Genomic DNA, 24,676 nt, shown 5'->3' with positions numbered 1-24,676 from the left:
CAAACGAATAACCGGCTCAGAACCTCTTCCAACCCCGAAACTCGAGTCCATTGAGGTCGGAAGCAAAGTTCGCGTAACCCGGGTTCGTGATCGCATTCCTCAGGACATGGTTGACCTGTTGAAAAGTGATGCATTCGGCACCGTGACTGAATTCCGCACGGTCGACGGCAAAGGTATTGGAGTGGTGGTCGAGCTGAGTGATGGATCCAGCTCCTGGTTCTTTGAAGACGAGATCGTCGCAGCCTGAGGCCTTATTTCGTGAGTGACGCCCGTCAGCTGCTCGGCATGAAAGGTGCCAGTGGCACCACCAACATCTGGAAGCTGCGTCTGCAGCTGATGAAACCGGTCACCTGGATCCCCTTGATCTGGGGTGTTGTCTGCGGTGCAGCAGCAAGCGGGAGCTACGAATGGCGGTTTGACCACGTCTTAGCCGCCATCATCTGCATGGTGATGAGTGGCCCACTTCTGGCGGGTTACACCCAGACCATCAACGACTACTACGACCGCGAAATCGACGCGATCAACGAGCCTTACCGGCCGATCCCCTCCGGCGCGATCACCCTCGGACAGGTGAGGCTGCAGATCTGGGTCTTGCTGCTCAGCGGACTAGCAGTGGCCTGGGGGCTCGACCAATGGGCTCACCATGAAATCCCTGTTCTGTTCTTGCTGGCAGTTGGCGGGTCTTTGGTTAGCTACATCTACTCGGCGCCTCCCCTCAAGCTCAAACAGAACGGCTGGCTGGGGAACTACGCCCTCGGCGCAAGTTATATCGCCCTTCCCTGGTGGGCAGGTCAGGCACTCTTCGGTCAGCTCACCTGGGCGACCGCCCTGCTCACCCTGGCCTACAGCCTCGCTGGGCTTGGGATCGCCGTCGTCAACGACTTCAAGAGTGTTGAAGGTGATCGTGCCCTCGGGCTTCAGTCACTTCCGGTCGCATTCGGAATCGGCCCCGCAAGTTGGATCAGCGCTGGAATGATCGATGTTTTTCAGCTGCTGATGGTTGCGGTGCTGATCGCAATCGGGCAGCATTTCGCTGCCGTTCTTCTCGTGCTTCTGATCGTGCCTCAGATCACCTTCCAGGACATCTGGCTGCTGCGTGATCCCGTGGCCTACGACGTGAAGTACCAGGCAAGCGCACAACCCTTTCTGGTGCTTGGAATGCTGGTCACCGCTTTAGCGATTGGTCACAGCCCTCTGACCCAAGTCATGTGATTCGCACCCGTCGTCATTGGTTCCTGATCGGCGGTTCAGCCCTCGTGATCGGCAGTGGTGTGGCTCTGGCCCAATCTGCTGTGGTGAAGGCATTCGATGCCACACTCCCCGATGCACGCGGCATCAGCCGTTTCAACAGACCCGGCACGATCACCCTGCTGGCCAGCAATGGGGCGGTGATCCAGAAACTTGGGCCTGCAACCCGCGAGAAGATCCAACCAGGTGAGATGCCTCTGCTCGTGAAGCAGGCATTCATCGCAGCGGAAGACCGGCGCTTTTATGAGCACAACGGCGTTGATATCTGGGGAATCGGCCGGGCACTGGTGCGCAACGTGCGCCAGGGGGCCGTTCGGGAAGGCGCCAGCACGATCACCCAGCAGCTGGCTCGAACGGTGTTCCTCAGCCAGGACCGCACGATCACGCGCAAGCTCAAGGAAGCTGCACTGGCCTACAAACTCGAACGCCAGCTCAGCAAAGAGCAGATTCTTGAGCAATACCTGAACTATGTGTATCTCGGGGCCAGCGCCTATGGGCTGTCTGATGCCGCCTGGGTGTATTACTCCAAGACACCGGATCAACTCAATCTTCAGGAAGCCGCACTGATTGCAGGACTGCCTCCGGCTCCATCGGTGTATTCACCCCTGGTGAATCCGGAACTGGCCCTGGAGCGGAGAAGCATTGTGCTGAATCGGATGCGCCAGGCTGGCTTTATCACTGCGAGTGAAGCCGAGCAGGCACGCAGCAGCCCACTCGATCTCAAACCAGCCATTCCCAAATATTTCAACAGCTCAGCGCCTTACTTCACCAGTTGGGTTGCTCAGCAGTTGCCGCAGCTGATAACCCCCGAGCAGATCGAGCTGGGAGGCCTGAAGATCCGCACCAGCCTCAACCTCGATTGGCAGAAGAAAGCCCAGCAAGTGGTCCGGAAGTTTGCCCCGTTCAACACTGAAGGGGTGATCGTGTCAATGGAACCAGGCACGGGCCTGGTGCGGGTCATGGTGGGAGGCAAAAACTTCAGTAGCAGTCAATTCAACAGAGCAACCCAGGGCCTGCGCTCGCCGGGATCCACCTTCAAGCTGTTTCCCTATGCCGCCGCCATCAGTTCCGGCGTGAAGCCCGAAGACATCTTTGTGGATGCTCCGCGCTGCTGGTCTGGATACTGCCCCAAGAATTTCAAGAACAAATACTTCGGCAATATTTCCCTCGCTGACGCCCTCAAAAATTCGCTGAACACAGTGGCCGTGCAGCTGCAGGACAAGGTCGGCTTCGACGCGATCATCAGCACAGCGAACAAGCTGGGCATCGGCAACGAGCGCCCTCTTGGCAAGTATTACCCGATGGCGATCGGTGCCTATGAGCAGACCGTGCTCGACATGACTGCGGCCTATGCCGCAGTGGCCAATCGTGGGGTGTACGTGAAGCCGATGGCCTTCGAAGAGATCCGCGGTCCTGAAGGCAATGTTCTCTGGAGTCGGCGTATCGATGGTGACAAGGGAAGTCGAGCCCTCGACAGCGAAGTAGCCGATGCCATGAACTGGATGCTGCAAAGGGTGGTGACAGGCGGAACGGGTGCCGCAGCCCGACTCGACGATCGCCCTGTAGCGGGCAAAACCGGTACCTCGGAAGGAGCCAGGGACCTATGGTTCATCGGCTCAATCCCCCAGCTCACCACCGCGGTCTGGTTCGGCTACGACAACAATGCTGAAACCAAAAGCAGCAGTGGCGAGGCGGCCTGGGCCTGGAAGCAATTCATGACTCAGGTCAAAGGCAGCTACAACGTCCAAAACTTTCCTCCTAAACCGGTGCTCAACCGCCCATTCAAAGGGCCTAAGAAGAAGGGCAACACCCCATCTGGAGACGCAGCATCCGGTGGCAATGGTGATCAACCCTTCAGCAGCGGAGAACAACCGACACCAGTCGCGCCAGCCGCACCTCCCAGGCGCTATGTCGCTCCAAACGACGGTCCACCGGTTGATGAGAACTTCAGGCCGCTGCCGGTGCAGTGATCACTGCGGCATAAAAGCCATCCCCCCCACTGGGATCAGGCCAGCGTTGCTGCTCTGAATTGAGCACGAGATCAGGATTGGCCTGCAGCCAGCCATGGATCTGTTCAGTGTTTTCTGAAGGATGGATCGTGCAGGTCGCGTAAACCAGGCGTCCGCCTGGGGCCAGTAGAGAGCGGAGGCCATCGAGAAGGTCGATCTGCAGTTTCAGCAATTCAGCCACCGACTCCTCCGTGATTCTCCAGCGAGCATCGGGATGACGCGCCAAGGTTCCCAGGCCCGAACAGGGTGCATCGACAAGAATCCGGTCAAATCGGCCCCTCCACTCAGGTCGCTCCTGCCCGAGCTGCGATGCATCAGACGCCAGGGCATGGATGCTGCAGCAGCCCAGTCGCGCGGCATTGGCGGCGACCCGCTGCAAGCGACCGGGTGAACGATCGACTGCCCATATCTCTCCCCTATCACCCATCAGCTCCGCCAGATGGGTGGCTTTACCTCCTGGGGCAGCACAGGCGTCTAACACTCGCTGACCAGGGCATGGGTCCAGCAGCGGAGCCACCCACTGGGCCGCACGATCCTGGACACACCAATATCCTTCGCTGAAACCGGGCCACTGGCGCAGATCACCGAACGGTTCCAGCACTTGAAGCCCATCCGGGCAGCCTGCGATCGGAGCTGTTGCAATGTGGCGTTCGGCGAACAGTGCTGCGGCCAGATCAGGCGTTGAACGCAAGCGATTCACGCGCAGATCAAGGGTCGGCACCTGATTGAAAGCCCTAGCAACGCGCTCAGCCTGCTCCGAACCACACCACTGAAACAACCCACGGCTGATCCATAGCGGCAGCGAATGCTCCTGGGCCAGAGCAGCCGCTGGCTCCTCGGGCAGAGCTAACCCTTCACCGGCCTCACGAGCTCGCAAGGCAGAACGCAACAATCCATTCACCACCGGAGCCAAACGCGCCAGCTTGCCCTGCTTGGCCAATTCCACCGTGGTATTCACTGCGGCCGAGGCAGGAACGCGTTCCATACGCAGCAACTGGTAGAGGCCGATATGCAGGAGCCAGCGCAAACGCGGAGGTTGCTTACGGGCTGGAACTTTGCCCAAGCGATCCAGCCAGCCATCCAGCCACTGACGCCAGCGAATGGCCCCATAGGACAGCTCCGTGACAAATCCGCGATCGACAGGAGCCAGAGACCGGCGGCGCAGAGCCCTCTCCAAAGCCACATCCGCGTAAGCCCCCGCAGCAACCGCTTCAAGAACATCCCAAGCGACACGGCGAGAGAGCAGAGCATCTCGGGAAGAGGATTCAGCAGGTTGAGCCATAGAGGGGCTTCGCTGGCTTCAATCATCTGCCAACAGCAAGCCAGCACCTTCACTGAAACGCCAGCAGCCGGACAGGGCATGACCTGACAGGGCGCCAAGACAACAACACCAAAACCACAAATTAAAAATCAGCGCTTATATCAGAAATCCGCAAAATCACTAAGGGATGAAATCCAAGTTAACCAAAAACTCTGATTAACCTGAATAAATATCTTGTTTATTTGCGAAAAAATAAGAATCACTCAATTCAATCTTAGTTCAGCTCAAGACTCTCTTTGATACCAAGGTCAAGTCCAAAAATTGCCATGCTTTCGTCCACCTCTGTCGCGACACAATTCGGCGGTGAACGTGCAACAAAGCAGCCCATAAAACTGCGTTCCGGCTTCGCAGGCTCTGCCGAAGCAGCCGATGTCGACACAGCGATTCAAGAGGCCTACAAGCATGTCTATGGCAATGGACATGTCATGGAGTGCGATCGCTCAATCTCACTTGAAGCTGAATTGCGTGATGGACGCATCACCGTGCAGGAGTTCATCCGCGGTCTGGCCAAGTCGGACTTCTATCGGAAAAATTTTTACGACTCCTGCTCTCCACAGCGAACCATCGAACTGGATTTCAAACATCTCCTGGGCAGACCGCCTCACGATCAAAGTGAAGTGTCCGAATGCATTCAGGTTCAGGCTTCACAAGGGCACGATGCGCTCGTGGATTCTCTGATTGACTCAGAGGAATACAGCCAAGCCTTCGGAGAGCATGGCGTTCCATTCGTGCGCTCCTGGCAATCCCAGCCTGGATCAGCTCAGTCGGCCTTCAACAGAACTGCCGCGGTGTCTCTGGGGTACGCCTACAGCGACAAAGCGATCGGAACAGGCTCCAGGCTGGGCAATCAACTGGCTTCAGGACGCGCCAGCACGATCGCTTTTCCTGCCTCCGCCGCAGCCCAGTGGATGCGGGCCTCCAGCAGCTGGAGGGGGAATCAGCCTCCCCGCTGGGCCACTCGGCTGGCAACGGTGTTCGTCATCGCTGGCGTCATCGAAGTCACACGTCTAGTGGTCACGGTGGCCTACAGCGCCCTGAGCAACTGATTCATCTGGGAAATTTGCCTTTCATCAGGTGACCACAGGAACCTTTTGAGGGGCAAACGGCCTTCTAGATCCACAGGAATTCCCTCGGCGATCAAAAGGTCCCGCTGCATCCAGTCGGTTCCCTCGCGACTGAGGCTCATGGAGATACGACCCTGGGCATTGACCACACGCTGCCAAGGAATGAGAGTCGGCAGGCTCAAACGACGTAGAGCCCAACCCACTTGTCGCGCACAGCCATAGGCACCAATCCGGTCCGCAACCTGGCCATAGGTCGAGAGATATCCATGCGGAATCTGCCCAACCATGGCGTAGACACGTTGATCAAAATCGGTGCCTTTCATCACACTGTTGAGATCTTGGATATTACTAAATATCCTTAAAACCCCTTAAAAATGGCTTAGCTGGCCACAATTGCGATATTTCACTCAAGCAACGTGTTAATCAATCTTCTCGCCGGATTGTCATCAGGCTTGACCGCAGTTGCCCCTATTTCGCTCGAATCAATTCCGCAGCGGTTGAGTTTTCAACACCAACCTGACAAGCCAGTGATGATTAGCGGCTTGGGCCAAGGATGGTGCTGGGCAAACGAAGGAGGAACGATCAAAAAACTAGACACCTTTTGCGGCGGTGGAGGAGAAGGTGCTTCAGACATCAGTTGTACCCCTTTTTATTATCGCCCCTATCAATTCAACTGGGACAAAGGTTTATCGCCAGTCTGCAAAAGCGACAACAACGATCCCTACGATATTGTTAATGGAGCTAAATACAACATGGGAGCCAGAACATGGGCTAGCTTTCCAAAAGAAGGGCGCAAGGATTACTGGGTTTTTCATAATTGCGATGGAGCTGGAATTCAACCCGACTGTTTAGGTGATATCAAATACATCGAACGCTTCGACGGGCCACCGACATCTCCCGAATGTGAAAACAGCGGCCCAAGCAGCCCCCACGGGCGTAATCACTGCACATTCACGCATCCCAATTCTGGGACAACTTTTGGGGTTCAAAGATATTGGGCAGGATGGTACAGCGATGGCAATACAGTTATCAACGGTTCTGTTTGCGGAGCAGGACCAAAACAAAACCAACGCAAATGGAATTCGAGTGTCTGTCAAAAAATTCAAGACATCCACCAAGTCAATCCATATGACAACGTGAAAGGCGTTCTTATGACTTTCAACTTCGCCCTTTACCCATGGGTTTGCGAGGCAGATTCAAGCATGCCTAACACTAATTTCACCTCGCCAACGATGGATACTTTTGGAGTTACGAGTGGGTGGAAATGTTATGCCGACAACGAGCCGGGCTGCAAAGACGACTGCTGGCCCCCTTTTATCGAGATTTACTACGCGGGTCTCTTTGATGAAGGCAATGGAGTCTATGCATTGCGACTGGATAAATGGATGATTAATAACAGCGACACGCCGGAATTGATTGGCGAGGGCTATCGCATCTATCCCTGTAACAGCGGCGACAACTGCGAATGGTGAGGTTGATGATTCATCAATGATCCAGTGAGAAGAGTTACAAAATTCCTCTTCGACCCAAAGAAGATCAGCCCCCGTCGACCTGGCAACCAATCAGAGCACCAGCGGCACCACCGACAGGAACACCGATCCAGCGGCCGTTGCCACGGGACAGCGCTGCACCGAGACCGGCCCCGAGCAGACCACCGATCACGCTGCCTTCAACGCAACTGTTGGTATCTGAGCCTGGTTCATCCCATGCAGTCCGCTGAGCCACTCCATCTGGTCGATACAGATACTCACGGCTGTCGTCGTAGTCACGCCCGCTGTCGTAAGCGCGACGGCCGTAGTCGTCGCGGCCGTCGTAGTAACGACTGTCGTAGTAACGACCATCATCACCGCGATACTCGTGTGCCAGCAACGGAGTTGCCGTGATGGGCAGCAGGGCAGTAAGCGTCAGCAGGGCAGACAAACGCATCGGAGCAGGCTTATGCATGATGTCTTCATTGATGGTCAACGCCATCGTGTTGAGGCACACCTCTGAAGAGGTGACTGAACATCGGCGACCCTGCATCCAGATATGACTGGAATCAGTCACCTGCTACAAACAGCCATCACGCACAAAACATCAGCGTGAACGAGCGAAGGGGAGGACAACATGAGCAACCAACCCAATAGCAACCCACCCCAACCCATCACCTATGCCCTGCAGGATTCAGAAATCCTTGAGGTGCTCGCAGCCTTGCCGAACACAACGATGGGGCGCCGCTATGGGTTCGCCTTCCAGTTGATGGCCACCTATGGCCTCAAAGCGGCTGACCTGCGCTACCTGCAGGTTGGCAACCAGGAGAGCGAGCTTTGGCTGCGATCGACACGCCATGGCGCTGAACAGAGCGGACGCACCAACGAGCCCTGCAGACTGAAAGCTTTGAAGGTTGTGAATGTCGATGGCATTCCACAGGACTGGAATCTGGTGCGTCGCGTCGTTCTGGGCGAGCGACTACCCCCCCTTGGCAACGACTTGGAAGCAGATCAGCATCTGGAGCTGTACCTGAACGACAAAGCTGTTTGGCAACAGATTCAGATCAATGCGTCACGATCAGGCCAAAAAGCCATGGTTGACAGCTTCTGTGAGCGCTACACCTCCTCAGCCCACAACCTTTGCCGTGCCATTGGTGGTGCTGATGAAAAAAGCACTGATCTCAGCAATCGAGATCCTTTCAACATCAAACAGCCATAATGATGGATAACAACACAAACTTCAACAATGTCTGAGCAAGGAAATATCCAAAGAGTCGAGTTGATCAACTACAAAAACGACGCTGGCAAAGAGCTGCTAGGCCTTGGCATTGAACTTTCCGACGATCCAGACGGTGGCATCAAAGTGCGTGTTTTAATGGACCCTCAGGTCGTGAGTGGCGTCACCGTGACACCACTGCAGCAGAGCAGTTGCTGCGGATAACCACGCAAAAATTGGCCAACGATAGCTGCTTAAAGCTTAACTTTAAAAATGAGAGTTCAACCAACAGTAAAGATTTTAATCAGCCCTGAAAGAGAAACAATTTCCACAGGACGACACATCAATCGACTTTCCAGAAAGAAAAAATCCGCCGCCGGATAAAGACTCCTGATAGTCGATCACAAGTCCAGAAAACAGCCGAACCTGCTCAGCCTTGGAGTAGAGAGTTACTCCAGATTCCCTGGAGATTGGCTCACCTGAGTTGCGGCCTGCTTTGAACACAATCGCGTAATCAGAGCAACCTCCGGACACCACTTCGGCATGCATTTCACCTGGTATGCCTGCAACAGCGGATTGACGCATGAGCTCCAAAGCCGCATTGGACGTCAAGATCGTGCCCATCCTCAGATCCCTCGCTTCAATCAGAGCTACCAGCTGAAGTCAGCTTCAGCCCATGGTCATGACAGGAGCATACGTAGCAAATGCATTGAGCTCTCAGCAGGATTCCGGTTGCAGCTTGCATGCAAATCTGATCCATGCCCTATGGCTGCCAGCAAGCCTTCACGCCTGCAGCGATCTCAGCGATGCCGATCCTTCCCCGCAGATTTCAGCGTCTGAAGCAGGTTCTGAACTGCCGGATGACGGATCTCACCGTGCTGGTGGAGCACGTGGAAAAGCCCCATAACCTCTCGGCCATCCTGCGCAGCTGTGATGCCGTGGGGGTTCTAGAAGCCCATGCCGTGAGTTTCAGCGGACGGCCCCGCACCTTTAACAGCACCGCCCAGGGCAGTCAGCGCTGGGTGCCGCTGCATGACCATGCCGACATCAGCAGCGCCGTACGCCACCTTAAAAATCAAGGATTCCGGCTGTATGGCACCAACCTGGGCGTGAACGCGCGCGACTACCGCGAATGCGACTTCACAGGCCCCAGTGCCTTCGTTCTCGGTGCCGAGAAATGGGGACTGACCGCAGAAGCCACCGCGTTAATGGATCAGGCGGTCTTCATCCCGATGCGTGGCATGGTGCAGTCTTTGAATGTGTCGGTGGCCACGGCCACACTGCTGTTTGAGGCCCTCAGGCAGCGTCAGGCTGCTGGGCTCGCCCCACTTGAAGGTGAAGGAATTCCCGCAGAGCGATACACCGACCTGCTGTTTGAGTGGTGCTATCCGGACGTGGCGGGCTGGTGCCGTGAGCAGGGCCGCAGCTATCCAGCCCTCTCAAAAGAGGGTGAGATTCTCGAGCAGCTGCCTCGTACAGCCAAGCTGCATTGCTGAACTCAGCAGCCATGCATGAGCCAGGGCTCTACTGGCAAGTTCAGAACGGCATCAACACATCCTTGCTGCCTTGCCTGCGCTCCATCACCGGATGGTTTCGGCGGGCTGCCGGCAATCGCAGGGCAAACACCAAAGCAAGAAGCTCTAGCGGCAAACTGCGGCCGATGAACAGGACCACGAGCCCCAGCGCAATCGCCAGCATCTGCTCCAGCAGACCAATCACATCATCTGGATTGCTGCGGCCAGACACCCACAACGTGATCATCAGCGTCAGCAGAGCGAGCGTGGCCCAGAACGGCATGGTCTGATCGGTTCTGTTGTTATTTTGCCGCGTCCCGCCCCGTGCTGCTCACCCAGGCTTCGAGACCCTCACCCAGAAACGACAGCCCCAGCACCAACACAAACATCGCCAAGCCTGGATAAAGGGCGGTCCACCACACACCAGTCGGCACAGCCGCGAGCGCAAGATTGAGATCACTGCCCCATTCCGGCACCGTTTCCGGAAGACCTAAGCCAAGGAAGCCAAGGCCACCCAACACCAGCACCGCATCGGCAGCATTAAGCGTGAGCAGCACGGGCACCGAGGTGATCACGTTGCGCAACAGATATCGGCGCAGGATCCAGACCGGTCCGGCACCGAGCGTGCGCGCTGCCTCCACGAACAGCTCAGCTTTCACCTGGGCCGTCTGGTTGCGCACCACCCTGAAGTACTGGGGGATGTACACCACGCACAATGCTGCGGCCGCATTGGGAACACCCCGCCCCAGCAAGAAGGCCAACACCACCGACAGCAACAACACCGGCAGCGTATAAAGCGTGTCCATCAGCAGCACCAGCACGCGATCCACGCCTCCCCCCAGATAGCCACTCACCATGCCTAGGGGCACACCGATCACCAGCGCGAAGGTCACGGCCAGGAGCACCACCTGCAGGGCCACACCGCTGCCCTGCAAGGTGCGCACACAAACATCACGTCCGAGCCGATCGGTGCCGCACCAGTGCGCTAGCGAGGGAGGTGCATAGATGGGATTCTCTAGGCCGGCATTGGGATCTGGCAGCACGCCAGCGGCCAACAGCACCGGGGTGATCAGGGCCACCAGGCCATAGATCGCCACGATCACCAGGCCCCAGCGGGCCATGCGAGCCGAAAGGCTGGGGCGGGCGATGCCCAGGGGTGAGGCGGCAAAACTCACAGAGGAGTGCTGTGCTGATCAAGCGCATTCTTGCCCGACTGTCCGACCAAGAGCAGGATTGGAGCATGAACCGTTCCCGCAACTGGCGCTCCCGCCTGACGGGCACCATGCTCGGCCAGCTGCAGCTCGCCACCTACGCCGCCGTGCTGCTCGGCTTCACCGGTGCCACCAGCACGGGGCTGTTGCTGAGCGAACGCAGCCGACTGCGCGTGGGAGAAGCTGAGCTGCTGACCGCATCGGCAGCACTGGCTTTTCGGCTGGAGAGCCAAGGCGATCAGGGCGAAACGCTGATCGTGCAGGAACTTCAGAATCACTCCAGCCTGCGCACCAATCTGTGGCTGGAACAGCCGGACGGGCAGCTGATCACCCCCAGACGAGACCACCGGCCCATCCCAGCGGCTCTGCTGAAAGCCGCCGCAACGGCCAATCCACTGCGAGAGCAAGGCGAGTCGAATCTGATCGTGCTGCAGGAGCGGGAATACCTCACCCTGCTGGACCGCCGTCTGCGCTCTGGTGATCTGCTCTGGAGCAGCACGGAAATCTCCGGCCTGGGCCCTGCTCAGAGCGAATTTCTGGCCTGGATGATCCTGATCTGGGGCAGCTCCCTCAGTGGCTCGTTGCTGTTGGTGAGCCTGTTGGTGAAGCGAATCACCAAACCATTGCAAGAGCTCAGCAGCCGTAGCGCCGAGCTCACGGCTGAAGGCCTGCAAACAGCCGCTTTACCGGTGCCCAGGGGACCACAGGAACTCAGCCAGCTCACCCGCACCTACAACGCCCTCACCGAGCGACTGGCCCAGTCCTGGAGCCAACAGCGTCAGTTCGTGAGCGCCGTGAGCCATGAATTGCAAGCACCACTGACCCTGGTGTCCGGATCTCTCAAACGCGTGATCCGTAAGGCACCTCAGCTGGAGGCACAACTGGTTCAGCGCCTTCACGACGCTGAGGAAGAGACGATCGGCATGCAGCAACTGCTCAATGACCTGCTCGACCTTTCACGTAGTGATTCCGGGCGTTTGCAGGTCAAACAGGAGCCCGTGGATCTACGACCTCTGCTCGATGAAGTGGTGCGCGCCCAAGGAACGGCCCTGGGCCGTGAACTGACCCTGGAGCTGCCTGCTGAAGGCAGCTCCAGCATGGCGCTCGGCGATGCCGCCAGGCTGCGTCAGGTGCTGCTCAACTTGATCGAAAACGCCCACAAGTACTCACCGCCTGAGCAGCCCATCCAGCTGCGCTTGCGATCCGACATCAACAACCTGACGCTTGAGGTGGAAGATCGAGGCATCGGCATTCCCTTGCAGGACCAGGCCTACGTGTTCGATCGCTTTCACCGTGGCGCCAACACCACGGGACAGAGCGGCAGCGGGGTTGGACTCTCCGTGGTGAAACTGCTGCTGGAGGCGATGGGTGGCAGCATCAAGGTGAGAAGCGAACCCGGCATGGGCAGCTGCTTTCGCATTCAATTGAGGCCAGCCCCTTGATTCCCTACCTGATCCTGGTTTCGCTGCTGGTGCCGGCCAATCTCTGGGCGTCGATCACACCGCATCTACACAGCGATCTGAGCATGCGTGTTCTGCATGGTGTCTCGACGCTGGTGTTGCTGCCTCCCCTGTTCAGCCTGTGGCGTCAACGCCGGCAGATTCAACGGCTACCCGCCCTGCTGCTGGCGAGCTTTGCCGTGGTGCTGGTGGTGGTGAACAGCAAAATCACCGCCATGGGCATGGGCGTGCAGTACGGCTGGGTGGATCACCTGTTTCTGGCCATCGCCTGCATGGCCGTGCTGGCCTTCTACCTGCTCAATGAAGCGGAGGATGAACTTCCGGAGCAGGAGACGAGTACCTCCTGAGGCCCAGCACAACAACGGCACCACCGCCTTCGGCATCCTCGATCGACACGCTGCCGGCCATGGGGTCGACCAGCGTCTGCACCACGGCCAGCCCGATACCACTGCCGGGACTCCCATCACTGTTACGGCCACGCCGGAAACGCTCGAACACCAACTGCCGTTCTTCCGCGGGGACGCCCGGGCCGTGGTCACGAATCTGCAGGAACACCCTCTCGGCTTGGCAGACGTAGCCAATCTCGACCGGAGAAACGGGCGGACTGTATTGACAGGCGTTGTTGAGCAGATGGACAAGACACTGCAGCACTGCATCACGATCAGCGAAGACCTCGATCAACTGGGGATCAACTGCATCAGCAGGGATCACCACAATCCGCAGCTGTGCCTGTGGATCGAGCAGCGCAATGGCCTGCTGAACCAGATCGGCAATGCAAAGAGGCTGACAATCCAGGTTCTGAGCGCTGATCTCAGCGCGGGTGATCGTTACCAGATCGGTGACCAGTTGTCCCAACCGGCGGATTTCTTCCTCCACAATCAGCAGCTGTCGTCGCTGATCGTCAGTGAGGTTGTCGGCGCGGCGCATCAGCCTGCGGTTGTAGCCGCCAATGATGGTGATGGGATTGCGCAGCTCATGGCTCACGCTGCTGGCGAACTGTTGCTGATGGTCCAAGGCCTTCGCAAGACGCTCGCCCAGATCGTTGACAGCAACCGCCAGAGGCTTCAACTCCAGTGGTAGCTGGTCGGGCGCGAGCGGTTGATGCTGTAGAGGATTGGAGCGAAACGTCTCCAACGTGTCGCCAAGGCGCGTTAAAGGCTGCAAGGCACGGTGAATACCACGGCGATTGAGCAGAACAGACACCAGCGCTGCCAGAACAGCAGCAAGCAGCAACAGTGCATTGAGTTGATGCTGAAACGCCACCTCGGCCGAGACATCCTCCAGCAGATACAAGTGCAAGGGGTTGCCGTTCATCTCCAAGACCCTGCCGGTGATCATGTAACTGCTGCTGCGGTTGCGGAACAGCTGAGGCCTGGATTGGTTTTGAGCCAGCTGCTCAGCCCGTTGGCGCAGATCCGCAGAGGGATCCATCAATGCAGCCTCCACAGACGTCTGATTGGCGAAGTGCCCCCACAACGCCAGACCGGAACTGGAGAACATGCCGAACAAGCGTTGCAGCTGCTGAGGTTGCTCAGCAACGGCAACATTGCCGAGCAGCAAGCGTTCGGCCCGCTGCATCGTGGTCAGCTGTCGCTGGTTGCGCTGCTGCTGAAACAGTTGAGCAGTCGCCAGCACCAACAAGCCATAGCCCAGTAACACCGCTAGCAAAGCGGTGCGCTCCAACCGTCGCCGGATCGACGTTGGTTCAACCCTGGCGCTCACAGTGGCCTCTCTGCAGCAGCAACAGAGAGCGGCAGCGGTCTCAAGCCATCAGGCGGCCAGCCGGCTGCGCAGGACTTGCGGATCCCCAGAACGAGACGGCAACTGCTGTTCGATCTCCAACTCCAGCACAGGCCATTGCGGGTGCGGACGTGCCGTGAACCCTGAGCCGATGTCGTGGGGAAGCGCATCCAGCAGCACCCGATTCTGGAAAGCACCCCGGAGGTTAGGCACGCCATCGAGGCCGTAGGCCGGGCCACAGCGCATCAACACCTGCCCGCGCCAGATCGCAGCTGGAGCAGAACCCACCGAATACACGATCGCGCTTTCGCCGCGTGCCTGAGCATCGTCGGCGAGAGTTGCAATGGCCAGCACCGGACGGCGACCACTCATGCGGCAAGGCCAACGCTTGGAGAGCGGTGGATCGACCATCCAGCCATGGGCCCGTCCCAGTTCCTCGCGGATCAGCTCCAGACTGCGGCGTTGTCGCGAGCTTTCACTCAAACGCACGGCCATTGCCCTACCCAGCTGAAGATCGGCGCCGATCAAGCGCAGCAGCAGCCCAAATAGAAGGGTGCCCAGGCTCAGAGCCAGCAGCAGCTCCACCAGCGTGAACCCCCAAGAGCCTTCTGGTTTGCATCGCGCTCGTTTCATCTCAACCCTCCTGAACCCTGGGTTTGCAAAGCGTGCTGCGGGGAGCCTCTCCGAGTGCGGGAAGGTCTCCCTGATAGGTGCCAACCCTGCTCACACCCAACGGCAAACTCACCACCAGGCAGCGACTCTGATCCAGCCGCTCATGGCTGAGCACGGTGGTGCCGCCATCGAGCAGCAAACCGTTGGCCGACACGCGAATCAGCTCCGGCAGGTTGGTGTGCACCAGAATCGGCCCCTGCTCAAAGGCCTCCTGCAAGGCCAGGCCAACCTTTGAGCAGGGAGCCAAAGCAGCCGGCAACTGCTGTTGCTCAGGCTGCTCCCAGGAATCACGAGCAAGGCTGATGCCACAGGCCTGCTGCGCACGTCTCGCCGCCAGGCGGGCCCGTTCCAGGCCCAGCTGCAAGCGCCGAGCCGCCGCATCCAGCTGCAGCCGATCACGATCAGAAGCAGCATCGGGCACGACCAATGAGGCGATGATCCCCAGAAGTGCAACCGTGACGATCAGCTCCACGAGGCTGAACCCTGCGTTGACACGATTCATGAGCGGCAGAGCCCATAGGCTGCGGGGCTAACCAACTGGCGGCGCTGCAACTGCACCTCACCATCGACGTTCAGCGCAGACAGCTCCTGCCAGATGCCGAGCTGATCAGCATCCACAACCCATTGGCGAGTCATGCCCTGTGGCAACGGCACAGCTTGATCCAGCGCAACAGCCACAGCACTGGCATCCAGCAGGCATGGATCCAAACCAGGGATCAGCAGATTGCGCTCAGCGCCGTGCAGCCTCAGCCAGCGATGGCTGGCCAGCTGCATCAGCTCCAGCTGATCAGCGGTGTGCTGCAGCGTGCGGCTCTGCTGCCAGGTCGCTGTCGCCTGGCTCCACACCCCAAGGGCCGCACTGCTGCTGCTGGCCAAAAGAATGAATGAGATCAGCACCTCCGGCAGGCTCATGAGAAGGGCTCCGATCGATCACGACCGATCAGCTGCACAGCGCCGATACCCAGGATCTGAGCCCCATCGGCAGCAAGCTCAAGCCTGAAGCTGGCACGACGACCATCGGCCAAGGCCAAACGCAAATCCCCCGAGCCGGCGGCGGGTTGCCAAGACAGCAACCTCCAGGTCTGATCAGCAACGCTGCCTTCCTGCAAGGAAATGGGCTCAGAGCCGGAGCAGCTGTTCTGAAGCAAGCCCCAGTCAACAGAAGGCCATTGCAGCAGACAGGCCTGCGCGCCACTGGCCATGGTCGTGAAAGCCTGGGCCGCTGAACGCAGCTGATCGGCCGACTGATCACGCTCGATTGCAGCCTGCAAACGCAGGCGACCCTGCAGGCTGAGCGTATGAATGGAGGCGCTGCTTAGTAACAACACCGCGGAAGCAGTCAGTGCCAGAGGGAGAACAAACCCCGAAGCTCGCGGCTTCGGCGTGGCAAAGATCGACTGGCGAGATCCCAGCAACAACACAGCAGTGCTTCACGGCTGCGCAAAGAGTTCCCCCAGATGGGTGATGCGGATTGCTACCACTAAAGAAATGATGCAGATATTGAAAAGAGGTGCAACAGGCATGGCCAGTTCCGCAGTGGATGTCGGCAGCAGCGTCAGCAGGGTGCTGGTTGTTGATGACGATCCGGAACTGCTGCAGTTTCTGCAGGACGAGTTCAGCCAGCAGGGGCTGGACTGCAGCAGCGCCAGTTGCGGTGGCGATGCCCTGCTGAAGCTGAGGCAGGAGAGCTTTGATCTGGTGGTGCTCGACTGGACCCTGCCGGATTTCGATGGCACGGAGATCTGCCTGCGACTGCGCAGCAGTGGCGACACTACGCCCGTGCTGATGCTCACCGCTCACGACGATCTGGATGACCGGGTGCAGGCCCTGGATCTTGGCGTCGACGATTACCTCACCAAACCCTTCGAGCTGAAGGAATTGCACGCCCGAGTGCGCGCCCGCTTGCGCCGGGGCCAGTTCGCGAGTTCTGAACGCGCCAAAGACAGCCTCAGCCTTGAAGATCTACAGATTGACCTGATCGAACATCGGGTCACACGAGGGGATCGTGAATTGGCTCTCTCTCAGCGTGAATTCGATCTGCTCGCCTACCTGGTGAAGTACAACAACGAAGTGCAGACGCGGCAACAGATCCTGGAAGGCGTATGGGGCAAACCCTTTGTGGGCGATCCCAACTCACTGGATGTGTACATGGGCTATTTGCGCAAAAAAGTGGAAGCCAAAGGTGAACCGCAGCTGCTGCACACCGTGCGCGGCGTGGGCTTTATTGCCCGGCTGCCGCAAGCCTGAAACGCAGCTGAACATCAGCACCACCACCTTCAGCATCGTTGATCAGCAACTCACCCTGCATGACCTGCATCAACTCGTGCACCAGGGCCAAACCAATACCCATCCCCCGGGTGCCAGCAGAATTAACGCCGCGCTTGAAGCGCTGAAGCAGAACGGAACGATCGACTTCTGCGATGCCATCACCCTGGTCGATTACGTGCAAGATCAAGCCATCACAGCTCTGCTCTGTTTGCAATCGCACAATCCCCGAGCTGTAGAGAAGAGCATTACGAATCAGTGCTTGCAAACACTGCTGCACCCGCGCTGAATCAGCCCATAGAGCTGGCCTTAGTTCGCCAGCGGGTTGAGGCAACTGAAGCCGACCGTTGGAATCGGCGGAAAGCGACTCGTAAGCCAACAGCAACTGATCATCAGGATCGAGTGATTGGTAATCAAGCTGGAGACGACCGGAGTCGATCAGAGCTAGATCGCGCAACACCCGTAGCAGATCAGCAATTCGCGCTGCTTCCGCATTGATCAAATCGGCGGAACGCTGAGCAGAGGCCGGGAGCGCTTCGCGCTGAAGCCGCTGACTGTGGCCAGAGATCACGGTGATCGGAGTCCGCAGTTCATGGGCTACCCCATCCACAAACGCGCGCTCTCGACGCCAGGCGGCGGCAAGGCGTTGCTGCAGGTTGTTGAAGGCGACAGCGATGGCACGCAATTCCTGAGGCTGCAGCTGGGGATCCAAGAGGTGCTCGCCGAGATTGTCGGCTTCCAGGGTCTGCAGCTGCTGATCGAAATCATCCAGTGGCACCAACAACCCACGCCGAATCACAGGCCTGAGCAACAGGGCTGTGAACAGGATCGACAATCCTGCGGCCGAAAGCAAAATCGACTGCGCCAAGCGCTGTTGCTCAAGGGAACTGGTTACGTTCTGGCGAAGCTGCAGCCAGCGTTGTTCACCACTGGGCAACTGCATGAGTTGGCGGCTGACAAGCCATTGCTGGCCAGAAACATCCCGCTGAAGCCTGGGCTTCTGAGCTGAACCCTCCGCCAGCAACGATGCCTCCAGCCCGAAGTTACGCAAGGGCACTGGATCCAACTGCGCCACTGCAGCCTGCCGCGCCAACGACTGCACCAGCTGCTCATGATGCTGGCGACGCTGCAGATCAGACAAAGCGCCGTTGAGCACCAGCAACACGGAGTAGCCGGCCACAACCGTGAGCACCGCAGTGGACTGCAGCCAGGTGCGCAGCGAGGGCAGAGGCTGATGGTTCAAAAGCTCAGAACAACCCTAAGAACGTTCTTAGAGAGCTCTAGCTGTTCTTTCCTCTGCAGGCCAAACAAACGAGAGATGCTGAATTCGTGAGCACGAAACGTGCCAAAACCTTTTACAAACACTGATCCAGCCATGACTACTCTCAACAGCCGGCTCCAACTGGCGATGCTGAATCGTAAAAAGACGAAAAATGCACTACAGAAGGGATTTACCCTTGTTGAACTTCTGATTGTCGTGGTCATTCTCGGCATCCTTTCATCTGTTGCCCTACCAGCACTGCTGAATAATCAAAAAAGAGCTGTTGCTTCAACACTCGATTCCGAGGCGATGTCTACAGCGAAAGCATGCCTAGCCGCATCAATCACTGGAGACGAAGGCACCGTTACACCAGTAGGGAACGTTACGGGAACCTGCAATGCAGTCGGGACAGCATCCACATTCACAGCTACAGATGATGACGGAAGAGCGAGCGCAGCTGTAGCGGAAGTATCAACAGAAGGAGTTGCAAGCCTAATAACACCATCCGTGCCTACTGGCGGCAACAACAATAATAATAACCAACCCGTATAGCAACAAAAGCTCTAGCAACGGCAGCGGCCAAAAGCAATAAACCAGAAAGAACAACGAGCAAAACAAACTTCCGCCTAAAAGATTCAAAACTTTTAGGCGGAACAAGAAGTCATCAAAGCAAGATTTCAGAGGCTTAAAACATCTCCCCAGTCACCATAGAAGGCCAAAAAAATCAATGAATCACACACGAAACAGCGCAAATTTCGCAGCTTCAGGTTTTTCACTAACGGAAATGATGGTCGCCGTAGCCACCATCGGAATACTTGCTTCCATCGCGATTCCATCTCAGATACAGCAGCTTTGCAGAGCAGAGACCAATGAAGCGATAACAACAATCACTTCACTTCAATCCATCATCTCAGGCTACACCGACGAGACCGGAAGCTTTGCATCCAACTGGGACGATTTGGTCAGCATCAGCGCGATAATGACCAACAACGGTGTAGCCAGCGGCGATTTTTCCAATAATCAAATCACCCTTCCAAGTGGGATTTACAATATTTCGATAAATGGCCCAACAGATGCTGTTTACAACATCAATGGAACTCGAATCGACGGCTGCCCGAACAGAGACATTAAATCCTGTTTAAACATCAGTACAGGGGCAAGCGCATTAAACACCGGAGATGGGGAAACGAATGCAGTAGATGTCGTTTGCACCTAGATCATGAAAAGCCTAATTATTAAAATCCGACATTCATCACCACCACCCATTCAAGAGCAAGGAATGGCCATGGTGATGGCCTTATTGATGGGAACCGTGTTACTCGCCGGGACAAGCGGTCTCATGATTCGCCAGATGATGGCCAGAAAGCTAGGAGCAGCAGAGAGTTACAACCAGTTAGCCGAATCTGCAGCATTGAACGGCCTCAATCGCATCATCAGTGACCTGAACAAAGATGATCGCGATAACTACACAGGCTTCCTACTCACGCTTCGCAACGACACACAGCAATGGGGTTGGGCGAACCCGAATGCCCCAGCCACAGAGACATCACCAAGCACTCAACTGGTTGAACTCTGCACCCCAGTGGAGAGATTCATCAATGCCTACCCCCGAGGCACAGGTGGAGAACCGGACATCATTCCAATCAACACAAGCAACATCCGAGCCGATGGTGTTGATGGGGACATCGAAGCTGGATACCGGCTACGCAGCTACAACACCACAGCAACAGGCGGGAATGGTGAAGGCAGTTTCTACGTCGAAGGCATTGTCATGCGTGGAGACACACTCCTGTCACGAGCTTTGCTTAAACGTGCGCTCTACGTCAATTCGCGGGTAGCAGGGGCTGGGGACTGGGCCGTTATCAGTGGACATAACCTACGACTCAACAACACCAACATTGACGGACCTGGGTATGTCTTTTACTTAACCAAATCACCTGATAATTATTCTGCTGGTCAATACTCAGCGAGTTGTTTTAGCTCACTTCTTGAAGATGTCGGAGCCACTAACGCAGACCTCGGCGGACCAGACAGCGACAATCAGATTTGGCCAATCAATATTGATGAAACCAAGCGTGGCATCAGCGGTCTTCCGCCTGCGAATCTATTTGAAAAAGATCGCATCAACGATACAACATCAGATTCCGATGGTGACACGATTCGAATCTGGAGTTTTGACGACAGCCCGCCAGCCCCAGGCGATCGCGATGGCGATGATCTCAACGACATCGATCCATTAACCGGCGAAGCGATCCTGTATCCACCACTCCCATGCGGTGAAGTGATCTGCGTTCGTGATGCAGATCAAACGAATGCAAGCGACTTTCGAACGCTTTCAGAAGAAGGAATTAATCTGGCCCAGACCGGCGGAAAGATAAAATTAACCAAAAACATTCTATGCAATAATTCGAACAACTTTGACTGCCATGTCCATCTTGATCACGTCAGGCTGAGTAGTACAAAGTTGCATTTTGAACCATCAGAGTCGGGCGCAATCGTTCTGCATCTGGATCAACCCGTGAGCTATCCCAACAACCTAAATCTAACTCAAGCCATTCACTTATCTGGATCAGCAGAGCTGTGTGCTGCCACAGGCAATGATTGCAGCACCAAGCCAGAACAACTCGTGATTATGGCGGCAAGCGGAGAAGCACCCGCAACAGATGCCTGCTACCGCACTAGACAATCAGTGGTCTTCACAGGAGAAACCTTACCGTATGCATTGCTCTACTTACCAACAGGAATCGTACGACCGAATAACGCCACACTCACAGGGCTGGTTTGGGCTAGCAGCATCTGCGTCGTCAAGGATGAGGACGCGTTAGCCAATGAAAGCAATCCACCAAGCTTTAATTTAAAAACAGAGCAGAATGGGATTTCAGTGGTTCAGAGCGCCAACAATCACTGGGGCTGGACAGAGCGTTTTAATTATCCAGGCTATGGGCGCATGGTCACCCGCGCGATTCGTGGCACCAGTCTTGACGTCTTTGAACGCTGGTAAACAAAATAACAAGAAAAATATTCTCATAAAAAGCTCAGATGCACCACACCAAACTCACTTGATCGCTTAAATCAACTGTCATCCGTGAAGCGTCTCGACAGACGAAAATAGAGAAGGGGGTTTTCAAGCAGCGGTTACTTTTCGGCACACACCCTGTCGAATGATTCAGAGAAGGCTCATTCAGACACCATGAAGCAGCCATCAACCTTAAAAACATGCAGGTCTCTCAAAAGAGATTCTTCAGCGGCTGGATTCACGGTGATCGAGACTCTCGTCGCTGGTCTTGTGATCGCAGCCGTGATGACAGCTGTCGGCCGTCTAAGCGTTGCAGGCATGGCCGCCAGCCAAAATCAGTCGTCGAGAAATAGCATTGAAGCTGCAATTAATGATCACATTCAACTCCTGCAAATGCAGGATTCATATCTGACACAGGAAGCGATTACGAGCACTGCGGGGCTCAATAGCTCAATGGAGTCTGCTTGCACCTCTCCAAGCACCTTCTTAAAAGATCATCTGCAAAAGCCTGAAGTCGCGGGAGTCGTTGAGCATCCAGCCGTAGAACTCGAATGGAATTTCGACAATCCATATCTGTTAGTGATCACCCACAGCTTCGAAGCGCCTGAAACATCCATCGGCTTGGAAAAACGCATCACGGAACTCAATCCAAATTTTTCATCACAATGCTATGACCTGCAATAACAGCAAACACCAAGGATTTAGCCTCGTTGAAATGATTGTTGCTCTCGCGATTCTAAGCACTGCAACAGCAGTCACAGTTCCGATCGTTGCTCGAAACCGTTGGCAAGTTGACGTAGACCGTTATGCTTCACAACTTGAATCAGGCATTTATGGCTTACGGGCAAAACTGGGTTCACGCAAAACAAGCTGTTCCATGGTTTTTCCTGCTGCAGACAGCTTTAGAACACCAGAGACCATCACTGAATTTAGCCAAGATAAAAACACAACAGATTTTAAGTGTTGCGACTCCGAAATCAGCCAGTTAATCGACGACCAGGGCTGTATAGAGGGACACGCCGGCAACAAGATCAGTGAGATCACGGGAAGGCCTCTCGACAACTTAAGGCTGGTGCAAAAAGAATCTGCGCCAGAATCGCAACATGTCAGAGTTGCAGTCAGCACAAGAAACTTTGGCTTTACCCCACCTGGAACAACTGCAAACGCTGGAACGTTAACCTTTTTGATCTGCCATCAAAAGGCTCTATCCAAAGCTGATCCCACAAACTGCATCCCTGATCAAGAGAGACTCAGCATTCGCTGTGTACAGATTGATGGAACTGGCGCTATTGAGCGTGGCACCTGGGTCAACGACACAAGCAGTACAAGTACGAGCAATGGTCGTTGCCAAGCAACATAAGCTTGACTATCAGCGATCTCTCAGAACAAATTCAGCGACAACAAATTCATGAGCCCCAACATGGTGACAGATTGAAGGGAAGATCAAAAAGCTGGTAAAAAGAACATGCTTTTAATATCACCAAAAAACAAGCGTTCACACAAGAAATCAAAGGGGTTCACTATCCCGGAATTGATGGTAGGCGTTGTCTCAGGAACACTGATTATGGGTGCTTCCTCCATGGCCTTACGCTCAACACAAACACTGATCTCTGAAGGACAAGGGAAAGCAACGCTGCGCCAAAATACGACCAATGGCCTTCGGTTAATGCGCTCAGAGGTTGAGCGCAGCATGAATCTCTTGGTTACGCGAACTGATGCCGCTGAAGGAGACGATCCAGGGATGGATCTGATGAGCAATCATGCAGATGTGGTCAGGCTCTGCAAGACCAATGCAGGCAGCCAAGGGTTTCAGCCGATATTTGGCATCAATATGGTCGAACTTGAAGAGCCTGTGATCTATGGCGTCAGCCTGAGTAGTAACCAACGCGGCTATTCGATTTTGAGATGCGGCGCTTCACTGAATATGGATGGAACCTATCAGGGAAGCAAATCAGCCTCCAGTGAGGCCACCAGTTCTGAGGAGACCTTTGAATCACCGATGTTTATCAGTCGGGTTATTGATGATATTGGAACAATCCCTTGCAGAGTTGACGACTTGGCAGAAAACGAAGGCTGTCCAGCTGGGCAACCGCTAGCCGATGTTCTCGAACAATCAGAGTTCAGCTTCACACAGGGCAAAACACCAGCAAGAACATTTCAGCAGCCAGCCGTTCGAGTCCAAACTGACATCAACACCAAGCTTGTTAAGTTTATTGACCCGTACACCCTGGACGATTCCAACACAGAGGACCCTTATCAAATTTCGGCAAGTTATTTAGAAAAGACTTCAGATGTTAAATCCAGCACCAAACAAGACCTTCACTTTGCAGCTTTTGCAAGAGCCGACAAGAGAGTGCGCTATGGGTTTAACGACACCAACGGCAATCAAGGCGATGGATATAGCGGTGGTGCTTTTTTCCAAAACATTACCAGCCGCAATGTTCGCTTCATCCTGGATGGATCAGGCTCAATGAGTGCCTGTGTGGCCTGGAGCGGCGAATATGGCAATTCGCGGAGACGCTTTTATGACCCTAACAGGGGTTGGTTCAAAACCAGCGAAATCTGCAGTTTCACCAGGATGGAGGCATTACAACACGAGATGATTGACATCATTCAAAACTTGCCTGACGCCACCAAAATGGGCCTTGCTGCATTCAGCACAGAAGGGAAGCGGAACAACAAAACGTGGGCACCAAGTGAAAACAACCTTGTGGAACTTGGACCACCTGATTCAGAGACACGCCAATCTGCAATTGATTTTGTTCTCAGCCTCAGCAGCGGCAATCCCGGCTCATGGGGTGGCACCATGCCATGGGAAAGTCTTGATCAAGCTTTTGGAGACGGCGTTACCGACACCGTTTACTTCCTCTCTGACGGCAAACCCAATTATGACCAGAACTCAGGCTATTGGACTAGCAGTGATTACGAAATAGTTGCCGATTACTACGCCGGCCTTAATGCTTCACGGGTGACCAATGGCAACCGCTCGATCAAAATCAACTCAACGAGTGTTGGCCTTAACTCCGAATGGATGCAATTACTCTCAAGCAAAACCTCAGGCGAGTACATCAAAGTCGATGATATTTAGACAATACGCACTATACGACATAGAGATTTCACGCAATTCGAACGATCAAGGTGTTCTGATGTCAATGCAAAAATGAAATACATACCTGACAATGAATATCAAGCCTATTCAAGGCATGGATA

Annotated in this window: 28 protein-coding genes and 1 pseudogene; 17 read left to right on the top strand and 12 right to left on the bottom strand. The window is 55.7% G+C overall.

Annotated features, from left to right (window positions below):
• The first annotated feature begins 7 nt into the window (after positions 1-7).
• Genes DXY31_RS12230 through DXY31_RS12220 form a run of 3 tightly spaced genes read left to right on the top strand, consistent with a single transcriptional unit; the run spans position 8 to position 3,218 of the window.
• Positions 8-247, top strand: coding sequence for a DUF2862 domain-containing protein (locus DXY31_RS12230; RefSeq protein ID WP_244279788.1), 240 nt, complete (start codon positions 8-10; stop codon positions 245-247).
• Positions 248-258: 11 nt separating this feature from the next.
• Positions 259-1,212 (top strand): chlorophyll synthase ChlG, encoded by a 954-nt coding sequence (chlG, locus tag DXY31_RS12225; RefSeq protein ID WP_114994033.1) that lies wholly within the window; start codon positions 259-261, stop codon positions 1,210-1,212.
• Entirely contained in the window at positions 1,209-3,218 is a 2,010-nt protein-coding gene (locus tag DXY31_RS12220; protein ID WP_114994032.1) for a transglycosylase domain-containing protein, read from the top strand. Before chlG ends, DXY31_RS12220 begins: the two co-directional genes overlap by 4 nt.
• On the opposite strand, the gene DXY31_RS12215 is transcribed toward DXY31_RS12220, so the two are convergent.
• Positions 3,196-4,539, bottom strand: a complete 1,344-nt coding sequence (locus DXY31_RS12215) for a 16S rRNA (cytosine(967)-C(5))-methyltransferase (protein ID WP_114994031.1) — start codon at positions 4,537-4,539, stop codon at positions 3,196-3,198. The two genes, DXY31_RS12220 and DXY31_RS12215, sit on opposite strands and share 23 nt — an antisense overlap.
• Before the next feature lie 305 nt (positions 4,540-4,844).
• On the opposite strand from DXY31_RS12215, the gene DXY31_RS12210 reads away from it, so the two are divergent.
• Positions 4,845-5,624, top strand: a complete 780-nt coding sequence (locus DXY31_RS12210) for a phycobilisome rod-core linker polypeptide (protein ID WP_114994030.1) — start codon at positions 4,845-4,847, stop codon at positions 5,622-5,624.
• On the opposite strand, the gene DXY31_RS12205 is transcribed toward DXY31_RS12210, so the two are convergent.
• Positions 5,603-5,965 carry an MGMT family protein gene (locus DXY31_RS12205; RefSeq protein WP_114994029.1) on the bottom strand — a complete coding sequence of 121 codons (363 nt, stop codon included), beginning with the start codon at positions 5,963-5,965 and terminating at the stop codon, positions 5,603-5,605. The two genes, DXY31_RS12210 and DXY31_RS12205, sit on opposite strands and share 22 nt — an antisense overlap.
• Positions 5,966-6,094: 129 nt before the next feature.
• On the opposite strand from DXY31_RS12205, the gene DXY31_RS16495 reads away from it, so the two are divergent.
• Complete coding sequence (locus DXY31_RS16495; RefSeq protein WP_137024979.1) at positions 6,095-7,114, top strand: hypothetical protein; 1,020 nt, start codon at positions 6,095-6,097, stop codon at positions 7,112-7,114.
• A 64-nt stretch (positions 7,115-7,178) separates the two neighbouring features.
• Here DXY31_RS16495 and DXY31_RS12185 read toward each other — a convergent pair.
• Positions 7,179-7,331, bottom strand: a pseudogene (locus DXY31_RS12185) (glycine zipper 2TM domain-containing protein); the annotation flags it as partial.
• 417 nt (positions 7,332-7,748) lie between these two features.
• Here DXY31_RS12185 and DXY31_RS12180 point away from each other — a divergent pair.
• A complete protein-coding gene (locus tag DXY31_RS12180) occupies positions 7,749-8,330 on the top strand; it encodes a hypothetical protein (protein ID WP_114994025.1) in 582 nt (193 codons plus the stop codon).
• A 27-nt stretch (positions 8,331-8,357) separates the two neighbouring features.
• Positions 8,358-8,552, top strand: a complete 195-nt coding sequence (locus DXY31_RS12175) for a hypothetical protein (protein WP_114994024.1) — start codon at positions 8,358-8,360, stop codon at positions 8,550-8,552.
• 75 nt (positions 8,553-8,627) lie between these two features.
• Here the strand turns inward: DXY31_RS12175 and DXY31_RS12170 are convergent, their stop codons facing one another.
• Positions 8,628-8,951: an AIR synthase gene (locus DXY31_RS12170; RefSeq protein ID WP_114994023.1), complete on the bottom strand. Its 324-nt coding sequence runs from the start codon at positions 8,949-8,951 to the stop codon at positions 8,628-8,630.
• Positions 8,952-9,133: 182 nt separating this feature from the next.
• On the opposite strand from DXY31_RS12170, the gene trmH reads away from it, so the two are divergent.
• Positions 9,134-9,823, top strand: a complete 690-nt coding sequence (gene trmH, locus DXY31_RS12165) for a tRNA (guanosine(18)-2'-O)-methyltransferase TrmH (protein WP_114994210.1) — start codon at positions 9,134-9,136, stop codon at positions 9,821-9,823.
• A 40-nt stretch (positions 9,824-9,863) separates the two neighbouring features.
• Here the strand turns inward: trmH and DXY31_RS12160 are convergent, their stop codons facing one another.
• Both DXY31_RS12160 and DXY31_RS12155 read right to left on the bottom strand, forming a co-directional pair.
• On the bottom strand, positions 9,864-10,124 hold the full coding sequence (locus DXY31_RS12160) for a hypothetical protein (protein WP_114994022.1): 261 nt from the start codon (positions 10,122-10,124) through the stop codon (positions 9,864-9,866).
• 19 nt (positions 10,125-10,143) lie between these two features.
• Entirely contained in the window at positions 10,144-10,962 is an 819-nt protein-coding gene (locus DXY31_RS12155) for an ABC transporter permease (protein ID WP_244279786.1), read from the bottom strand.
• A gap of 119 nt (positions 10,963-11,081) precedes the next feature.
• Here DXY31_RS12155 and DXY31_RS12150 point away from each other — a divergent pair, with 119 nt between their 5' ends.
• Both DXY31_RS12150 and DXY31_RS12145 read left to right on the top strand, forming a co-directional pair.
• Positions 11,082-12,494 (top strand): HAMP domain-containing sensor histidine kinase, encoded by a 1,413-nt coding sequence (locus DXY31_RS12150; RefSeq protein WP_114994209.1) that lies wholly within the window; start codon positions 11,082-11,084, stop codon positions 12,492-12,494.
• On the top strand, positions 12,491-12,859 hold the full coding sequence (locus DXY31_RS12145; RefSeq protein ID WP_114994020.1) for a hypothetical protein: 369 nt from the start codon (positions 12,491-12,493) through the stop codon (positions 12,857-12,859). The genes DXY31_RS12150 and DXY31_RS12145 overlap by 4 nt, the downstream gene beginning before the upstream one ends.
• On the opposite strand, the gene DXY31_RS12140 is transcribed toward DXY31_RS12145, so the two are convergent.
• Genes DXY31_RS12140 through DXY31_RS12120 form a run of 5 tightly spaced genes read right to left on the bottom strand, consistent with a single transcriptional unit; the run spans position 12,810 to position 16,339 of the window.
• A complete protein-coding gene (locus DXY31_RS12140) occupies positions 12,810-14,234 on the bottom strand; it encodes a HAMP domain-containing sensor histidine kinase (RefSeq protein WP_114994019.1) in 1,425 nt (474 codons plus the stop codon). The two genes, DXY31_RS12145 and DXY31_RS12140, sit on opposite strands and share 50 nt — an antisense overlap.
• A gap of 48 nt (positions 14,235-14,282) precedes the next feature.
• Positions 14,283-14,885, bottom strand: coding sequence for a prepilin-type cleavage/methylation domain-containing protein (locus tag DXY31_RS12135; RefSeq protein ID WP_114994018.1), 603 nt, complete (start codon positions 14,883-14,885; stop codon positions 14,283-14,285).
• A gap of 1 nt (position 14,886) precedes the next feature.
• Positions 14,887-15,426, bottom strand: a complete 540-nt coding sequence (locus DXY31_RS12130) for a Tfp pilus assembly protein FimT/FimU (protein WP_114994017.1) — start codon at positions 15,424-15,426, stop codon at positions 14,887-14,889.
• The gene (locus DXY31_RS12125; RefSeq protein WP_114994016.1) at positions 15,423-15,836 is read right to left on the bottom strand and encodes a hypothetical protein; all 414 of its coding nucleotides are present in this window, start codon (positions 15,834-15,836) and stop codon (positions 15,423-15,425) included. The genes DXY31_RS12130 and DXY31_RS12125 overlap by 4 nt, the downstream gene beginning before the upstream one ends.
• Positions 15,833-16,339, bottom strand: a complete 507-nt coding sequence (locus tag DXY31_RS12120) for a hypothetical protein (protein WP_244279749.1) — start codon at positions 16,337-16,339, stop codon at positions 15,833-15,835. Before DXY31_RS12120 ends, DXY31_RS12125 begins: the two co-directional genes overlap by 4 nt.
• 106 nt (positions 16,340-16,445) lie before the next feature.
• On the opposite strand from DXY31_RS12120, the gene DXY31_RS12115 reads away from it, so the two are divergent.
• The gene (locus tag DXY31_RS12115) at positions 16,446-17,171 is read left to right on the top strand and encodes a response regulator transcription factor (RefSeq protein ID WP_170953688.1); all 726 of its coding nucleotides are present in this window, start codon (positions 16,446-16,448) and stop codon (positions 17,169-17,171) included.
• Here DXY31_RS12115 and DXY31_RS12110 read toward each other — a convergent pair.
• Entirely contained in the window at positions 17,146-18,432 is a 1,287-nt protein-coding gene (locus tag DXY31_RS12110) for a sensor histidine kinase KdpD (protein ID WP_244279748.1), read from the bottom strand. The two genes, DXY31_RS12115 and DXY31_RS12110, sit on opposite strands and share 26 nt — an antisense overlap.
• Before the next feature lie 132 nt (positions 18,433-18,564).
• Here DXY31_RS12110 and DXY31_RS17785 point away from each other — a divergent pair, with 132 nt between their 5' ends.
• The 6 genes from DXY31_RS17785 to DXY31_RS12080 all read left to right on the top strand — a co-directional run bounded on the left by DXY31_RS17785 (position 18,565) and on the right by DXY31_RS12080 (position 24,554).
• Entirely contained in the window at positions 18,565-19,002 is a 438-nt protein-coding gene (locus DXY31_RS17785; RefSeq protein WP_114994015.1) for a type II secretion system protein, read from the top strand.
• Positions 19,003-19,177: 175 nt separating this feature from the next.
• Positions 19,178-19,666 (top strand): type IV pilin protein, encoded by a 489-nt coding sequence (locus tag DXY31_RS12100; RefSeq protein WP_114994014.1) that lies wholly within the window; start codon positions 19,178-19,180, stop codon positions 19,664-19,666.
• A gap of 555 nt (positions 19,667-20,221) precedes the next feature.
• A complete protein-coding gene (locus DXY31_RS12095) occupies positions 20,222-21,451 on the top strand; it encodes a hypothetical protein (protein ID WP_137024978.1) in 1,230 nt (409 codons plus the stop codon).
• Positions 21,452-21,640: 189 nt separating this feature from the next.
• Positions 21,641-22,150, top strand: a complete 510-nt coding sequence (locus DXY31_RS12090; RefSeq protein WP_137024977.1) for a hypothetical protein — start codon at positions 21,641-21,643, stop codon at positions 22,148-22,150.
• Positions 22,137-22,826, top strand: a complete 690-nt coding sequence (locus DXY31_RS12085; RefSeq protein ID WP_114994011.1) for a Tfp pilus assembly protein FimT/FimU — start codon at positions 22,137-22,139, stop codon at positions 22,824-22,826. Before DXY31_RS12090 ends, DXY31_RS12085 begins: the two co-directional genes overlap by 14 nt.
• Before the next feature lie 105 nt (positions 22,827-22,931).
• Positions 22,932-24,554, top strand: coding sequence for a VWA domain-containing protein (locus DXY31_RS12080; RefSeq protein ID WP_244279747.1), 1,623 nt, complete (start codon positions 22,932-22,934; stop codon positions 24,552-24,554).
• The last annotated feature ends 122 nt before the right edge of the window (positions 24,555-24,676 follow it).

This window comes from Synechococcus sp. UW179A, from assembly GCF_900473965.1.
Lineage (GTDB): Bacteria > Cyanobacteriota > Cyanobacteriia > PCC-6307 > Cyanobiaceae > Synechococcus_C.
The sequence above is the reverse complement of the archived record's forward strand: the minus strand, read 5'-3'. Positions and strand labels throughout refer to the sequence as shown.

Coding starts and splice junctions, on each gene's coding strand:
- DXY31_RS12215 (WP_114994031.1), bottom strand. CDS start 4,539: ATGGCTCAACCTGCTGAATCCTCTTCCCGAGATGCTCTGCTCTCTCGC.
- DXY31_RS12210 (WP_114994030.1), top strand. CDS start 4,845: ATGCTTTCGTCCACCTCTGTCGCGACACAATTCGGCGGTGAACGTGCA.
- DXY31_RS12205 (WP_114994029.1), bottom strand. CDS start 5,965: ATGAAAGGCACCGATTTTGATCAACGTGTCTACGCCATGGTTGGGCAG.
- DXY31_RS12180 (WP_114994025.1), top strand. CDS start 7,749: ATGAGCAACCAACCCAATAGCAACCCACCCCAACCCATCACCTATGCC.
- DXY31_RS12175 (WP_114994024.1), top strand. CDS start 8,358: ATGTCTGAGCAAGGAAATATCCAAAGAGTCGAGTTGATCAACTACAAA.
- DXY31_RS12170 (WP_114994023.1), bottom strand. CDS start 8,951: ATGGGCACGATCTTGACGTCCAATGCGGCTTTGGAGCTCATGCGTCAA.
- trmH (WP_114994210.1), top strand. CDS start 9,134: ATGCCGATCCTTCCCCGCAGATTTCAGCGTCTGAAGCAGGTTCTGAAC.
- DXY31_RS12160 (WP_114994022.1), bottom strand. CDS start 10,124: ATGCCGTTCTGGGCCACGCTCGCTCTGCTGACGCTGATGATCACGTTG.
- DXY31_RS12155 (WP_244279786.1), bottom strand. CDS start 10,962: ATGGCCCGCTGGGGCCTGGTGATCGTGGCGATCTATGGCCTGGTGGCC.
- DXY31_RS12150 (WP_114994209.1), top strand. CDS start 11,082: ATGAACCGTTCCCGCAACTGGCGCTCCCGCCTGACGGGCACCATGCTC.
- DXY31_RS12135 (WP_114994018.1), bottom strand. CDS start 14,885: ATGAAACGAGCGCGATGCAAACCAGAAGGCTCTTGGGGGTTCACGCTG.
- DXY31_RS12130 (WP_114994017.1), bottom strand. CDS start 15,426: ATGAATCGTGTCAACGCAGGGTTCAGCCTCGTGGAGCTGATCGTCACG.
- DXY31_RS12125 (WP_114994016.1), bottom strand. CDS start 15,836: ATGAGCCTGCCGGAGGTGCTGATCTCATTCATTCTTTTGGCCAGCAGC.
- DXY31_RS12115 (WP_170953688.1), top strand. CDS start 16,446: ATGGCCAGTTCCGCAGTGGATGTCGGCAGCAGCGTCAGCAGGGTGCTG.
- DXY31_RS17785 (WP_114994015.1), top strand. CDS start 18,565: ATGACTACTCTCAACAGCCGGCTCCAACTGGCGATGCTGAATCGTAAA.
- DXY31_RS12100 (WP_114994014.1), top strand. CDS start 19,178: ATGAATCACACACGAAACAGCGCAAATTTCGCAGCTTCAGGTTTTTCA.
- DXY31_RS12095 (WP_137024978.1), top strand. CDS start 20,222: ATGCGTGGAGACACACTCCTGTCACGAGCTTTGCTTAAACGTGCGCTC.
- DXY31_RS12090 (WP_137024977.1), top strand. CDS start 21,641: ATGAAGCAGCCATCAACCTTAAAAACATGCAGGTCTCTCAAAAGAGAT.
- DXY31_RS12085 (WP_114994011.1), top strand. CDS start 22,137: ATGACCTGCAATAACAGCAAACACCAAGGATTTAGCCTCGTTGAAATG.
- DXY31_RS12080 (WP_244279747.1), top strand. CDS start 22,932: ATGCTTTTAATATCACCAAAAAACAAGCGTTCACACAAGAAATCAAAG.